Origin of the sequence: Citrobacter amalonaticus Y19, assembly GCF_000981805.1 — a bacterium.
GTDB classification, from domain to species: domain Bacteria; phylum Pseudomonadota; class Gammaproteobacteria; order Enterobacterales; family Enterobacteriaceae; genus Citrobacter_A; species Citrobacter_A amalonaticus_C.
The window spans coordinates 3382740-3396658 of record NZ_CP011132.1 but is presented as its reverse complement, the minus strand read 5'-3'; the positions used below and the strand labels follow the sequence as shown (position 1 = coordinate 3396658).

The window sequence follows — 13919 nt, the reverse complement described above, 5'->3', positions numbered from 1 at the left end:
ATGAAATTATCAGACTCTGTTTTTTCTGATGATTATTTTTTTATTGTCGGCATAAGTGCGTTGTTAACGCCGGAGTTGATTGATGAAAATTACACTATAGTCGATATTAATGAGTCCAATTTTCAATGGGGCACTGAGTATTTGTCTCCTGACAGGAAAATCATTGCATTTATCACCAATGATCTCGACTACTATGCGTTATGCCATTTGAGAGATATCACTTTCATTGATAAGAGACGGCGGATAAACGAAATCCTCTCGTGCCTGTTTGTTAATGAATCTCGGTATGCTTATCGGGTGAAATACACGCTTTCATTCCGGGAAAGTGAAGTTCTTGCTTGTATGCAAAAAGGAATGGATGCGAATGAGATTGGTGAGCTATTGGGCATGTCGATGAAGACATTTTATGCACACCGTCGCAGCTTAATATTTAAACTGCAACTCGGTAATCGAGTCTCTCTGTATCGAAATATCGCGCGAGTAAGAATGTGCAAACCGTCTGTTCATGAGTCTGACTTTACATAAATTATTGCGTTAATGTCGGGAAGTGAAAATAGGCAGAGGAGGTGAATGCAGGAATAATTGTTTTTAACATCAACGCTTTTAATTAAATATTAACTTAACTATCTGGATTTAACTCTATGAAAAAAATAGCACTGATATCTGCGATGTTATCGCTGTCTGCTCTGCAAGCCGCTAATGCAGCCGATGGCGTCATTAACTTTACCGGAACGATTACAGGAACGGCATGTGTGGTTGACCCTTCTGCGATTGCGCAGCCTGTTGATCTGGGAACCGTCTCAACGGCGGCATTTTCTGGCGGGAATGGCGCAACAGCGGCAGCCAAGCGCTTTAATATTGTGCTGAAATCCTGTCCGGCGAGTGTGAGCAGCGCCAGTATTCGGTTTGACGGTACCACTAACACGGCTAATCCTTCGATTCTGGCGTTGACCACGGGTCAAACGGCAACGAATGTCGGCGTCGCTATTTATGAGCAGGACAGCGCCACATTGATCCCGGTTGGCTCGTCTTCGGCTAGCGTGGCGTTGTTGGAAGACGTCGATAATACGTTGACCTATTTCGCAAAATATATGGCCACAGGGACTGTCGGCGCGGGGACCGCAAACGCGTCAACCTCCTTCACGGTGACTTATCAGTAAAAGCAGGGCCACCTGTGGCCCTGAGTAATCAATCAGGAACTCTCATGCTTCAGCAATTATATAAAACGCTTGCTGTGGGGATGATCTTTATCTCAACAGCGGCAATCAGTGGGGTTGAAATAGGCGGTACTCGTCTTATTTACAATAGTAATGCCAGTCAGGCCACAATAAGCGTCAAAAACCCGGACAATAAACCGTATCTGATCCAGTCATGGGTGAGTAAAAGCGAAAATAGTGATGACAGTGGCAGCGAATTTACCACGACGCCACCCTTGTTTAAATTAAATCCTAATTCACAGAACTCTGTTCGCGTCATGCTGGCAGGAAACAACTTACCGTCGGACAGGGAAAGTGTTTACTGGTTGAATATTAAAGCGATTCCTTCATCGTCACCGGATGCGAAAAATGAATTATTGATCGCCGTAAAAAGCAAAATGAAGCTATTTTATCGTCCCGCTGGATTAAAAGGCGATCCGTCTTTGGCATACCAACAGTTAATTTTTTCACGCGAGGGTGGGAAGTTAACTGTAAATAATCCAACACCTTATAGTGTGTCGCTTAATGAAGTAAAGGTGAACGGTAAAACGATAACGAAACCTCCAATGGTATTACCATTTCAAACCGTCACGCTACCACTATCGGGGATAACAGGTGGAGACGTATCGTGGCGTGCGATTAATGATTTTGGAGGCGTCACGACTGAACAAAAAGTTAAAATGTAGGTTAAGTACTTATGCTCCAGCTCAATGCGGTTTCAGGTTTTGCAACGTTAACGAAATTATCAGTCCTGGTCTATCTGTTTACACATGCATCAACCGTGTTAGCTGAGGATTATTTTTCACCCGATTTCATTGAAACCCGAGGAAATATTCCCCGTGATATTGATATCTCTCGTTTCAGCAAAACTGACGGACAGGTTCCCGGTGTTTATCACGTTGATGTCTATCTGAACGGAAATTATGTCGAATCTCGTGATATCCGCTTTCTGGGTAAAGAGAGTGAACTGGCTCCATCGTTAACCTATGCCGATTTCGTGAAATGGGGTGTGAAGCGTAACGCGCAGCCTGACTGGATGAGTATGGAGGATTCCGCAACCATCGATAATATTGGTGCGTTACTCCCCGGAAGCCAACTCAATTTTCAGTTTGATGGCATGCGTCTGGATATTTCGGTGCCGCAAGAATATATGCAGCGCGATCCACGCGGTTCAGTCTCACCGGAGCAGTGGGACGACGGACTGAATATGTTGTTCCTGAATTATAACTTCTCTGCTGCCAACAGCCATGGCAAGGGAGATTCGCGAAATGACAGCTATCTGAACCTGCGCAGTGGGATTAACGTCGGTCCCTGGCGGTTGCGTAATTACTCAACGTATAACAATAACGACGGAGACGGGCACTGGAACACCCTCAGTACGTCACTGGAGCGTGATATCAAAGTGCTGAAAAGCCAGTTCAGTATGGGTGACGGTTATACGCAGGCCGGCGTATTCGACAGTGTTCATTTCCGCGGCGCGCAAATTTATTCGGATGACACCATGTTACCGGAAAGCGTACGGGGATTTGCGCCTGTGGTCCGCGGTATTGCGCAAAGTAACGCACAAGTCACCATTCGTCAGGGCGGGAATATTATCTGGCAGTCTTATGTTCCGCCTGGTCCGTTTGTGATTGATGATCTCTATCCTACTGCCGCCAGCGGCGATCTTACGGTGGTTGTGCGTGAAGCAGATGGTTCGGTGCATCAGTTTATTCAGCCATTTTCGGCTGTGCCGATCATGCAGCGTGAAGGCCAGTTTAAGTATGCGTTGGCCGCGGGGAAATATCGTGCGTCAAACAGCACGGATAAGGAACCGGAATTTCTTCAGGCCACCATGAGTTACGGGTTGCCGTGGGACACCACGCTTTACGGCGGCATGCTGGCGTCGGGAGATTACCAGGCAGGGGCAGTCGGTATCGGCAAAGGATTGGGTGATTTCGGTTCGTTCTCTTTTGACGCCACCTTTGCCCATACACAGTTGCCAGGCAAAACGGAAGGCGGTATCTCGCTTCGTGCGCAGTATGCCAAAGATTTTTCATCCACAGGCACCTCGCTGAGTCTGATGGGGTATCGGTATTCCTCTTCCGGTTTTCATGATTTTCAGGAAGCGAATGGCGATGTGAATAAATACCGGATGGCGAGCGATAACGCTCTGGAAGGAAATGACTGGCGTTATCAGCGTAACAAACGCAGTAAAGCACAGGTGACGTTGAACCAGCAGCTTGGTGATTTCGGAAATCTCAACCTGTCGGCCTGGCACCAGGACTATTGGGGGGGTGATACCGAACGTAACGTCAGCCTCGGTTACAACACCAGTATTAACAATATTAATTATGGCCTGAACTATAGCTATTCCCGTGGTCCCTGGCACAACGACAATGATCATATCGTCTCTTTTACGATGCAGATTCCGTTCTCACGTTTCTTGCCAAATAGCTGGATGACGCTATCGGCAAACACGAATAAAAAAGGCGACACCACTTCACAGGTGGGGCTGTCGGGTTCCGCGCTGGAAGACAGAAATCTGAGCTGGAACGTACAGCAGGGATACAACAGTAAGGGGTCGGATGTGACGGGCAGTGCGTCGGCGAATTATAAGGGCCGTCATGGTGAATATCAGCTTGGTTATAACTACTCTCGCGATAACCGTCAGGTGTCGGTTGGCGCGATGGGGGGACTGGTGGTTCATCCGTATGGCGTCTCTGCAACTCAGCCGCTAGGCGAGACGATGGCGTTGGTGAAGGCCGAGAATGCGGCAGAGGCGAAAGTCGCGAATAACAGTGGCATTTACACGGACAGTAAAGGTTTTGCCGTTGTGCCGTATGTTGCGCCGTATCGGCAGAACAGTCTGACGTTAAATACCGACGCGCTGAACGCCAATACTGACGTGTTGAATGACACGCAGACCGTCGTACCCACAAAAGGGGCGCTGGCGCTGGCTGATTTCCCGACCGTTACCGGCTACCGCATCATGCTGCAATTGACGGGCAAAACGATCCCGTTTGGGGCGACGGCAAAAATTAACCACCGCGACAATACGCCAGAAGGAATTGTTGACGATCGTCAGCGAGTCTGGCTTAGCGGTGCACCGGAAAAAGGCTCCGTGGTGGTGAGCTGGGCAGGGGAAAGTTGTCTGGCACGTTATCAGATTGCGCAGGCTTCCGACAAAACACATAACGTCACCGCGGAGTGCAGGTAAGTGGAGAGTAAGATGAATCGAATTATTGTGAGTTTACTGTTGGTGGCTCTGGGACTGTTTTCACGTACTGCGCTGGCGTGGGATTGTTCGACGGTCACGCCATCAACAACATTATCGCCGCAGAATATCACTATCTCCAGGGATCTGCCGGTGGGAGCCGTTATTGGTACGCAGATGATGACGCCGACAGTGAATGCGTTCAGTTGTTTTGATTCACAGGAAGGGGTCATTTCCAATCAAACATTTGGCGTGAAGGCGACAGGGACCTTCGATTCGATGGTCAATGGGGTACGCGTCTATAAAACCAACGTTGATGGTATTGGCTATGCGATTTCCGCTACAACGGCAAAGTGTGCCGGAGGGAGTGCCAGCGTTACGGGGACGAATACGATTCGAGGCGATGTTAACACCGCCAGGCTTTGTCAAAATACCGCGGGAATGATAAGCCCCGGATTGAATGGTTCCGTGACGGTGACGTTTTATAAAACGGCGACGGAGACCGGTTCAGGTACTATATCGGCAAGAACGGTTGGGGCGTTGGTATTGCTGAATAACTCGCTGCTCTGGCAATCCCCGGATGCCGCCGTCAATATCAATGCGTTCACGGTGACCACGCCAGCCTGCAAACTGACCACGGCATCCATTCCTGTCGATATGAAAGAGGTTGATAAAAACGCCTTTAATGGCAAAGGTACGACGCCAGGAGAGGCGTATACCCAGTCATTCACTCTGCCGATGACCTGCAATGCCGGAACCGCAGTCAGCGTCAGGATGGAAGGCGATATTTATGACGCAACGAAAGGCGTTATCAATACGGCCAGCGGGAGTAACGCTGCCACAGGGGTCGGGATCCAACTGCTTTATGACAACCAGCCGATGAGGTTGGGCTCAGATGTGGCGGTTGGGACATCGAACACAGGAGGCGGATTCGCGGTACCGCTTAAGGCGCGTTACTACCAGACGGGCGATCGCATCACCACCGGGGCGGCGAATGGCATGCTGTCTTTTACGATGACATACCAGTAACGGCGAGTGAACAGCAGAACAGGTTAACGTCAACCTGTTCTGTGTGGATTGTTAATCACGACACATTGAAAGAGAAAGCCGCCAACGGCCGTTTATTCTCTATTCGCCATTACAAAATTAGCTGTGCCAGTAAAAAGCCAAACGGTACCGAGAAGATAATCGACAAACATCCTGGCAGGAAGAAGGGATGATTAATGATCTTTGAGCCATTCCAGCGTGAACTGAGAAAGGAGCCGGTGTCATCAGTGGCTATTGCAAATGCGGTTGTCGGATAAATATTCGTGATATAGAGTGCGCTGACCGCGACAAAACTGGCTAATATGGCATCTGCGCTAATGCCGATAGACGCGGCGATAGGCATCAGTAATGCACTGGTTGCCCCCTGACTGAACAACATCGCGCTGGTACAGAAAAATACGGCGGCTAATAAGACCGGCCAGGCGCGTAATATGTCACTGGCTTCCATTTTGATCTCATCGATATGGGCGCCGATAAGCGTGCTGCTCAACCACACAATCCCTAACACGACCACCAGCGATTCTGCGCCTGATTTAAATATCGGTGAGTTTTTCAGATCCTTCATGTCCACTTTACAGGTAAAAATAATGATCGTGGACACGACAAACATCGTAATAATGATTAAGTCGCGGGAGTTGATGGTATGTCCGATAAGCGATTTAAACAGCAACATACAGACCACGAAGACCACACCCGCCAGGAATATGGCAACCGAGGATTTTGCTCCGGCGGGAATAGTGCGGTGGGTATGTTTGTTCAGTACAATTTTATTCTCCTGCATGATTTTTTGACACACAGGATCGTCGGCCAGTTTTGCCCCCTGTCTGCTGGCAATAAAGGCCGCAATCAGCATGGCGAATAACGCGGTGGGCAGGATAACCAGCATCGCATCGCCGAAACTGACGCCCATCACCTCAACGGTGCCGTACATAATCGCCGTGGCGGCAGAGATCGGGGAGGCGGTAATCCCCAATTGTGACGCCACAACCGCCGAACTTAATGGCTGGCTGGGTCTGATACCGTTATCTTTCGCGACTTCCTGAATCACGTTCATCACCGACATCGCGGTATAACCGGTGCCGGAAAGTATCGTCAAAATAAAGGTCACGGTAGGGGCGAGAATATTAAGGTAGCCGGGGTGATGGCGTAATAACTTTTCTGTCAGGGTGACGAGATAATCCATTCCACCGGCCTGTTGCATGGCCGAGAGCGCCACAATGGTCGACAGAATAATAAGCATCACGTCGACAGGCGGAGATCCCGCCGGAACGCCAAAGATAAATACCGAAATCGCTAATCCGATCCCACCGGCAAACCCGACGCCAATTCCGCCCCAGCGGGCGGCAAGCATGATGGTTCCCAGCAATAAAACGACATGTAATATCACCATATAATTAACCTGCTCTTTGTTATATTTTATTTATCGGCAACAAGAGGGCGAGGTAATGAATAGAGAATATTCATTACCTGCAGTTAACGCTTATTTTTCGAAAACAGATGATTACAACATATTCATTTCTGTTTGATAGCGTTTAATCGCTGCCGTACTCTTTTGCGGGTCGGTCATATTCATCGGATCCAGCAGATAATCCGCCTGTTCCGGTGTCAGCAGTTTTTCTGCCAGCACGACCTGCCTTACGCTGCACTGTTGTTGGTACGCCACTTTCGCAATTCGCGATCCCACCTGATAACCAAACAGCGTGGCCACGACGGTGGCCAGTGCCGTACTTTCCCCTGCGTAGCGAGCACTCACTTCTTCATTGATCGCAATATCTTTCAGGCATTTATCGATAAATAACGGTATCCCCCGACTCAGTAACGAACAGGATTCGAAGAGCGCCTTCAGTAGCACCGGCTCCCACACGTTCAGGTCAAGCTCGCCGCCTTCAACGGCCATGGTCACCGTGACGTCATTGCCTATGACCTGATAAGCAATTTGATTTATCAGTTCGGGCATGACCGGGTTAATTTTGCCCGGCATGATGGACGAGCCCGGTTGTACGGCAGGGACGATAATTTCATTAAAGCCTGCGCGCGGCCCTGAACCCTGAATACGAAAATCGGTCGCCATTTTGGAGAGAAAGGCGGCGATTTTTTTGAGCTGTGCGGAAAATTCAATATAAAAATCACCGTGTTGCAAACCATCAAAGAAATCCGCTTCCGGGCGATATTTCTCGCCAGTGAGGGTTTCCAGCCACTGATAAACGGCCGGAAGATATCCCTCATGGGTGGACAACCCCGTGCCGATAGCCGTTGCTCCGAGCGGTAAATACAACGCCTCCTCGTTAACGTCGGCCAGCTTTTGCCTGAGTCTGCTGACCTGCGTGCGATACGCGCCAAATTGCTGACCAAACGTCATCGGCACGGCATCCTGTAGACAGGTGCGGCCTAGCTTCACCTTGTCGGCAAACAGACGGCTTTTATCCGCTAACACGGCTTCCAGTTTTTCCAGTTGCACGAGCAAATGTTTAATATTCATGCGGCTGGTCATTTTCATTGCCGCAGGAATGACGTCGTTAGTCGACTGCCCCATATTGACGTGCGTATTCGGATGAACCGCGTCATACCCCCGTGCGCCGGTGAGAAGTTCATTCGCGCGATTAGCGACCACTTCATTCATGTTCATGTTGGTCGAGGTGCCGCCGCCGCCCTGAAAAATATCAATCGGGAAATGGGCGTCAAAATCGCCCTTCATCACCTCTTGCGACGCCGCTACGATGGCGGTTGCTTTCTGCTGATCCAACGCGCCAATTTGCGCGTTTGCCTGAGCCGCTGCTTGTTTGATTGCGGCGATTGACCACAGGAAATGCGGAATATCCCCGGCCGTTTGTCCTGACACTGAAAAATTCAGTACCGCCCGTTGCGTTTGAATACCGTAGTAGGCTTCATCCGGCACCATTAACGTTCCTAATAGATCCTTTTCTTCACGCATCGTCGTTTCTCTTCCTGTATTAAGGTGTGTCGCTACCTTAATTCGCTGACAGTCCGGATAATTTGAAGTGGCTCAAAGAAAAAAAAGCATTGAAAAGATAAATACTCATTATTAAAAAATGTAATAGTAGAGGCGGAGATGAAGGATATTAACTTCGATTTTAAACAGTTACAGGCGTTTTTAGCGGTGATTGAGACCGGTTCATTTACCGCTGCGGCAAAGAAGCTCAACCTGACTCAATCCTCGATTTCTCAGCAGATTGCGAATCTGGAAAATGGTCTGAAGACAGACGTGATTAACCGCTCACAGCGGCCCATCCAGATGACAATCGCCGGGCAGGCGCTGTATCCGCTGGGGAAAAAGATTATCGATAGCGGTGTCTATTTGCAGGAACATATTAACGCGATCAGTCACGGGCATATTTCACATCTGAAAATTGGTTTCGTTGATTCGATTGGTAAATCCATCGGCCTGGATATCCTTAAGTTTCTGCAACCGCAGGTGAAACATATTTTTCAGGTTACCGGTACGGCATCGGGACTGCTTTCCGCGCTGAATATGGGCAGCATTAACCTGGCCATCACCATGCTGCATACTGAGATGCCGCCTAACGTCAGAATGTACCCGTTGATTGAGGAAGCGTTTCTGTGTGTTTGCCCCAAAGCCTGGCCGGAGACGCGACTGGAAGAGTTGTGTAAAAACAGGGACTACATCGCCTACACCCCCAATACGCCGACCGGCATCCAGACGCTCAACTGGCTGAAATGGAACAATCTGTCTCCATCCATACAGTTTGAAATGGACAATGCTGATGACATTCTGAAACTCATTTCTTACGGTTATGGATGGACGCTGACCACGCCGCTGTTTATGACCACCATTCCCGCGTTTACTGACTCGCTGAAGATCATCCGTATCAACAACCGCAAAGAGCGGCGCAAAATTGTCCTGCTGTGTAAGGACGACGAACTGTCTGAGTTCTATAAACAACTGGCGGTTGAAGTCCGCTCGATACTGGAAGCAAAACTGGAGCAAGGGTTTTACAGTAAGCTCGATTCGGATGCTGATGCGGATGTGCTGTCATGATCCCCAATCATTCATAATTGGCTCTCCAGCGAAGTATTGCCCGCCATTACCCTCTACAGTGGCGAAAATGCTAACGTTGGAGGTTGCTATGATTGCTGTGATTTTTGAAGCGGATGCGGTGCCCGCTCAGCAGGAACGATATTTACAACTCGCCGCTGAACTCAGGACGGAACTCGTTAATATGGAGGGTTTCATCTCGATTGAGCGTTTCAGGAGCTTGAGTACGGAAGGAAAGATTTTATCGCTGTCGTGGTGGGAGAGTGAAGAAGCCGTTGCGGTGTGGAAAAACAACATGAAACATCGGGCTGCTCAAATGGAAGGTCGGGAGTCGATATTTTCGTTTTACCGAATCCGTGTGGCACACGTTCTGCGTGATTATTCATCGGAATAAGCGGCAAATGGAATCCCCCCGACGCCGCTTCTGGCTGTCGGGGGGAGGGTTATATCCCAGCTCTTCGCCGGTAAACGGTTACAGCCTGAATGCCTGCAAGCCGGTCAGGTTGCTCTGTGTCTCGATGTTGAGCAGAAAATCCAGTAACCTATGACATTCTGTAGCCAATACAGAGTAAGGGGAATCACAACCACAACTGTACCCAATGTAAAAAGGGGAACGCAAAGATCCAGTCATTGGGTGGTCTATTTCTGAGCCATCATGAATGACAGCTACTGACCCGCAATCTGACAGAAAATCGCATTGGTTCGACAGCCAAATTTATTTTCCAGACGGAGTTTTCTGACATAAACTTCTTTGGGTTTTAGTTGATCAAGTTCAACGATTTCTTTAAACCCTCTGCCAGCAATAAAATGAGCCAGTAGGGAATACTCCGCCCGATTCAGCGTTTCTCCCCTCCGACGATTGGCCAATTCACCTCTGAATAATCGCTTGATTTTTTGTTCAATAGTCTCTTCTTTATCACAGGAATAAATAACCCCTCTGATCTCCTGGCGGTTGACAAGCCAGTAATTCGCCAAGGAACTCATTCTTTTATCGGCAATCAGAATGATATGCATTTTTGTACTGATCAGGTAATCAACCCAATCCGGTTTAACAAAATACCTCAGGTTAGCAAAGGAGAAATCGATAAAGATAAAGCCACTTGGCAAATAGTTTTTATACTTCATTAAAAACTTCTCAATGACTCCATTTTTAAAATAAATATTCACCTCCGGCCATACTGCGAATGGGATATGTTCACAATACAGAGAACAGACGCTCTTCTCAGGGGAAATAAGACATGACGTCTCACAGCTAATACAATGAATCTGTTTTCTTAAATACGCATTCATATATAAATTCTCCCAAATCGTTCTCATTCATTTGCTAAGTTTCTATACACGCCTGAGATTTTTCCAAAAAATGCCAGGAAACCACCCGTGTAAAAAAGTCCTTCCAGTGGGAGAGGCGTATTCAAAGGTTCCATACCCGAACTACTGGTCGTCAGGCCCCTGCCATGAACAGAGAACGTATGGGTATTCCCTTGCCACATACAGGAGAGTGTCATCGTTTTATTGGTAATTATCCTGGTGCTCGTTGGTGAAATAGACACCTGAATGAGCCCAGGCAAACCGGTTCCCGGACCAGATTCCATTAAAGAATCGAATACAATACAGAGCATCTGGGGGGCGTGATACAGAGGAAAAGGCGTCACGTAAACACCTGACGCACCAGGAAAGTATTTTTTGAAAATAGAATTCATTTCCTGTCCTTAAGGGGGAATAATAAAAAGTAAAACTAATTGATACGTGACCATTCAATATGTCATATTTATTACTTTTATGAAAAGTAAAGTCAATATTACGTGATGTCAATAGTTCTGGAATTGAATTGAGTCTTTAAGATATGCAGGTAAAAATACCATAAAGGGTAAAATTCTTATATTTAAAGAAAGTGTGATATGCGATGCATTCCATGCAATATATGCAAATAAAACTATTCTTTTACGCGAGTAAAATAAGAATTTATTTCAGCCACTGAGTCATTATTGCAACGATCTGACGGGGATCCGAAAGAGAAAATAGCACTTTATGTTAAAGGACAGGCAAATGAGGTTTAGCTATCTGATGACGTATTGGTCACTCAATATGAGAGGAACCTTATCGTGGGTCTGTTGAGGTTGAAATGCGTCAATATATAAATCGTCACGGAAAATACAGACGCTTCAGCGCCGTTGATAAAGGAATATCACCTTTAACCCTGTGGATTTTTTTAACCCGCTGATGATCTGTGGGAATGCAGAGGTCGTCGTTATCCGACTTGTGGCGAGAGAAGAGGCATGCGTTTCTTCTGTGTAAAGGGGCGAACAGCGTTAGGAAAAAACGATGCATCGCTAAGAATTATTAAGAAATTATTTTGTGATCATTTTTACCACGCTTTGCCTGGACAGGGATCACCAGCAGAGAAGATTCGTCTTTCATGGTGACTTGCAGGTTTCTGCCTGAAGGTCGCGATGGCGTTAGCGTTGAGCGGCTTTGTTGCCGAAGGTGGCATAAGAACAGATTGAGTGCCGTTTTAAGAAGGGACTGAAACAAGAGTTGGACAGCATTGAATTTTTGAATGAATGCAACCCTAAATATTACCCCTTGAAAATACAAGGGGCAATATAATAAGGAAGAATATTTGATATTCGTCGTGTTTTAATGGTTTTTTATTGATTAAGTGCTTATTGCATTCTGTACCCGGGAGATTAAATGTTAGATAATCTCGGGTGGATTTATCCCTGGTGTTACGTTGGTCTTTGACCGCCTGACTAGTATGCGCCGCGAGCGCTATTAGTCAGGTATTTTTTAAGTATAAGGAAGAGCTGACCTAAAAAAAAGCTGTCCTAAAAGACAGGGGATAATAATTTCGGAATGTTATTATCAGGAATGAATAAATGAACTCTTTTGTTGAGTTTTTTTTGCTTGATCGCGATAAGTTGCCGTCAGGTTTTGCCACTGAACTCTACCGGCTGCGAAACCGAACATTTCGTGAGCGACTCGACTGGAAAGTGGAATGTAGTGATGGCCTGGAAAAGGATCAATTTGATAACGAAAACACGACTTACCTTTTAGGCATGCATGGGGGAGAGATCCTGTGCGGCGCCCGATTTATCGACGCGACGCAACCGACGATGATCAGCGAAATATTCCATGAGTACTTTGATAATATCTCCCTCCCCACGGATATTCCCTGCTGCGAAGTGAGTCGCCTGTTTTTAGATAAAGCCAGACGTGATTCCGGAAACCTTCGCGGGATGCCCGCCAGTAAGGCGCTGTTCCTCGCGATGATCATCTATTGCATGAAAAAACAGTACCGGGGTATGTACGCCGTTGCCAGTCGCGGCATGTACGCCATCTTTCGTCATGCTAACTGGAAAATAGACGTGATTCAGAAAGGTCTCTCTGAGAAAGGTGAAACTATCTATTATATTTTTATGCCGGCAAGTGAAAGCGCGGTCGAAAGCATCATCAGCAAAGACAAGGCCAGCCACTGGCTCCGTGAGATACTTCAACAACTTCGGCGTATGTAATCCCACACGGAGTTCAGTTATCCAGTAATCTGAGCTCCATGCCGAGTTTTACCGCATGTCTGGCATTGTTCACGCCCAGCTTTTTCATCGCATTGCCCATATGAAATTTCACGGTTCGCTCTGCAATTGATAAAATTACCGAGACTTCCGCATACGTTTTACCTGCACTGACCCATTTCAAAATCTGTCGTTCACGCGGCGACAAAAATACGTTCTTTTTCTGATGAACTTTACTGTAGAGATCGAGTGTCTTCTGATGTAACTGAATAAGAAAATGCATGAAATGCGCACGGCAGGTTTCCATCTCAATACCCGAATCTTTCTGGCTGATGATGGACAACACGACAAGATTATTCTGATAGTCATGCAGGGGAAACGTCTGACCCTGAAAAATATTGTGTTCGGAACTTTCACTGAAAATGCGTGTAAGGCTATAACCGCTCGCCAGCAGGACCTTGTTCTCCCAGAAAAAATCTTCGACGCTGCTTAATGCCCTGATAATAACAGGGTCAATAAACTGATATTTTCTTTCGAGATAGATGTTAAACCACTCAGGATTATTATTGATAATCTGCATTTGCGAGGGATCTTTCTTGTTCATGATCGCATATGCATACACAATATTTTTGTAGTCCTTAATGAACGCATTCAGTTCATTCTGGATGACCGCATTGATCCCTTCATCGCTGTAATACATATCCTTCACGCCAGCTGCTGCCTCTGAAATAAGTGTCTGAATAAGCAGTATAGCCTGCCTTGTTGCCTGACAAAATGGACTTCCCCCACAACCGTCGATATTTTCTGTGACGTGACCCCGATAGTTACCGCGACGCCTCATTGTTGGTGATGACGGGAACTCATGTGGTCGGTACTTTCACTTTTTCAGTCCCATATAGTGTATTGAGTCCCTTTGAATTATGCTGTTTCCCCATTGCGCGACTGAAGATTTATTG

The 13919-nt window shown here is 47.2% G+C and carries 13 protein-coding genes; 8 read left to right on the top strand and 5 right to left on the bottom strand.

All coding sequences use genetic code 11. The annotated features are described in order from the left end of the window. The 5 genes from F384_RS15630 (at position 1) to F384_RS15610 (ending at position 5421) form a co-directional block, all read left to right on the top strand. Positions 1–525, top strand: a complete 525-nt coding sequence (locus F384_RS15630) for a helix-turn-helix transcriptional regulator (RefSeq protein ID WP_046486753.1) — start codon at positions 1–3, stop codon at positions 523–525. A gap of 116 nt (positions 526–641) precedes the next feature. Then, positions 642–1160, top strand: coding sequence for a fimbrial protein (locus F384_RS15625; protein WP_046486751.1), 519 nt, complete (start codon positions 642–644; stop codon positions 1158–1160). 44 nt (positions 1161–1204) lie between these two features. Further along, positions 1205–1882 (top strand): molecular chaperone, encoded by a 678-nt coding sequence (locus F384_RS15620; protein ID WP_046486749.1) that lies wholly within the window; start codon positions 1205–1207, stop codon positions 1880–1882. 11 nt (positions 1883–1893) lie between these two features. Then, positions 1894–4395, top strand: coding sequence for a fimbria/pilus outer membrane usher protein (locus F384_RS15615; protein ID WP_046486746.1), 2502 nt, complete (start codon positions 1894–1896; stop codon positions 4393–4395). 12 nt (positions 4396–4407) lie between these two features. After that, on the top strand, positions 4408–5421 hold the full coding sequence (locus F384_RS15610) for a fimbrial protein (protein WP_046486742.1): 1014 nt from the start codon (positions 4408–4410) through the stop codon (positions 5419–5421). A 109-nt stretch (positions 5422–5530) separates the two neighbouring features. Here the strand turns inward: F384_RS15610 and F384_RS15605 are convergent, their stop codons facing one another. Together F384_RS15605 and F384_RS15600 are read right to left on the bottom strand one after the other, a co-directional pair. Continuing rightward, complete coding sequence (locus F384_RS15605) at positions 5531–6829, bottom strand: anaerobic C4-dicarboxylate transporter (protein ID WP_046486739.1); 1299 nt, start codon at positions 6827–6829, stop codon at positions 5531–5533. A 111-nt stretch (positions 6830–6940) separates the two neighbouring features. Then, the gene (locus F384_RS15600) at positions 6941–8371 is read right to left on the bottom strand and encodes an aspartate ammonia-lyase (RefSeq protein ID WP_046486737.1); all 1431 of its coding nucleotides are present in this window, start codon (positions 8369–8371) and stop codon (positions 6941–6943) included. A gap of 138 nt (positions 8372–8509) precedes the next feature. Between F384_RS15600 and F384_RS15595 the strand changes: the two genes are divergently transcribed. Together F384_RS15595 and F384_RS15590 are read left to right on the top strand one after the other, a co-directional pair. Beyond that, positions 8510–9457 (top strand): LysR family transcriptional regulator, encoded by a 948-nt coding sequence (locus F384_RS15595; protein WP_046486735.1) that lies wholly within the window; start codon positions 8510–8512, stop codon positions 9455–9457. Positions 9458–9545: 88 nt separating this feature from the next. Next, positions 9546–9848, top strand: a complete 303-nt coding sequence (locus F384_RS15590; RefSeq protein WP_046498233.1) for an antibiotic biosynthesis monooxygenase family protein — start codon at positions 9546–9548, stop codon at positions 9846–9848. Between the two features lie 272 nt (positions 9849–10120). Here the strand turns inward: F384_RS15590 and F384_RS15585 are convergent, their stop codons facing one another. Together F384_RS15585 and F384_RS28270 are read right to left on the bottom strand one after the other, a co-directional pair. Further along, positions 10121–10579 (bottom strand): hypothetical protein, encoded by a 459-nt coding sequence (locus F384_RS15585; protein ID WP_052746940.1) that lies wholly within the window; start codon positions 10577–10579, stop codon positions 10121–10123. Between the two features lie 188 nt (positions 10580–10767). Continuing rightward, the gene (locus F384_RS28270) at positions 10768–11154 is read right to left on the bottom strand and encodes a hypothetical protein (protein WP_046486733.1); all 387 of its coding nucleotides are present in this window, start codon (positions 11152–11154) and stop codon (positions 10768–10770) included. Between the two features lie 1176 nt (positions 11155–12330). On the opposite strand from F384_RS28270, the gene F384_RS15575 reads away from it, so the two are divergent. Further along, positions 12331–12966 (top strand): acyl-homoserine-lactone synthase, encoded by a 636-nt coding sequence (locus F384_RS15575; RefSeq protein ID WP_046486731.1) that lies wholly within the window; start codon positions 12331–12333, stop codon positions 12964–12966. A gap of 13 nt (positions 12967–12979) precedes the next feature. Here the strand turns inward: F384_RS15575 and F384_RS15570 are convergent, their stop codons facing one another. After that, positions 12980–13663, bottom strand: a complete 684-nt coding sequence (locus F384_RS15570; RefSeq protein WP_046486729.1) for a LuxR family transcriptional regulator — start codon at positions 13661–13663, stop codon at positions 12980–12982. Positions 13664–13919: the final 256 nt, after the last annotated feature.